Below are 674 nucleotides of genomic sequence, written 5' to 3' on the forward strand. Positions count from 1 at the left end.
GAAGCCCGGCGCGATCGTGCGCATCGCACGCGATGGCGATGGCCGCTGGGTGCTGCGCCAGTTGCCGGCGGTGCAGGCGGCGCTGGTCGCGATCTCGCCCGACGACGGCGCGATCCGCGCGCTGGTCGGCGGCAACGGCTACACGCCGAGCCAGCTCAACCACGTCACCCAGGCCTGGCGGCAGCCCGGCTCGAGCTTCAAGCCCTTCATCTATTCGGCGGCACTGGCCAAGGGCTTCGCGCCCGCCACCGTGATCGACGACCTGCCGCTGGAGATCCCCGCCAGCTACCCGGGCGGCCCGGTCTGGCGGCCGCGCGAGAGCGGCGCGCTGCTCGGGCCGATCGCGTTGCGCGAGGGCCTGGCGCGCTCGAAGAACCTGGTCGCGGTGCGCGTGCTGCGCGCGATCGAGCCGGCCTATGCCAAGGACTACATCGTGCGTGCCTTCGGGCTGCGCTCCGACCTGATCGTGCCGAACCTGCCGATGGCGCTGGGTGCGGGCGCGGTCACGCCGCTGCAGATGGCGACCGGCTACGCGAGCTTCGCCAACGGCGGCTTCCGCGTGCAGCCCTACCTGATCGCGAAAATCCAGGACGGCGCGGGACAGGTGCTGTTCGAGGCGGCGCCGGCGCGTGCCGGTGCCGACGAGCCTCGTGTCATCAGCGCCGCCAACAGCG

Annotated in this window: 1 protein-coding gene; it reads left to right on the forward strand. The window is 72.7% G+C overall.

Annotated features, from left to right (window positions below; genetic code table 11):
• On the forward strand, positions 1–674 hold a 674-nt coding region (locus FQ705_RS18825; RefSeq protein ID WP_260854563.1), incomplete at both ends, for a penicillin-binding transpeptidase domain-containing protein.

The organism is Paraburkholderia sp. BCC1884 (assembly GCF_900996225.1).
In the GTDB taxonomy this organism is placed as follows: Bacteria; Pseudomonadota; Gammaproteobacteria; order Burkholderiales; family Burkholderiaceae; genus Paraburkholderia.